General features: G+C 36.1%; 1 pseudogene. It reads right to left on the bottom strand.

Going from position 1 to position 230, the window contains the following annotated elements:
• Positions 1 to 230: pseudogene (locus ACRHNM_RS18455) on the bottom strand (ABC transporter permease); the annotation flags it as partial.

Here is a 230-nt window from a genome sequence, read left to right as displayed (position 1 = left end):
CTGCATGTGATTCTTTTACGAATATGCGTTGAGCGTTATTAAACACGACATTACCATCTGCTATAACTTCTACAATAAATCCCTGAGAAACTGGCAAATACCTAGATGGTGTTTTGGTACCATTCTGATTTCCATTAGTTTCTCCTTCTATGCCCACAAATTGATATGCTCTAACAGAACCTAACTTATTAACTTCAGCATAGCCACCATTATAATCATCTAAGAGATGA

It is taken from the genome of Psychroserpens mesophilus (assembly GCF_050617655.1).
GTDB classification, from domain to species: Bacteria; Bacteroidota; Bacteroidia; order Flavobacteriales; family Flavobacteriaceae; genus Psychroserpens; species Psychroserpens mesophilus_A.
Note: the sequence above shows the minus strand (reverse complement) of the source record. Positions and strands in the feature narration are given on the sequence as shown.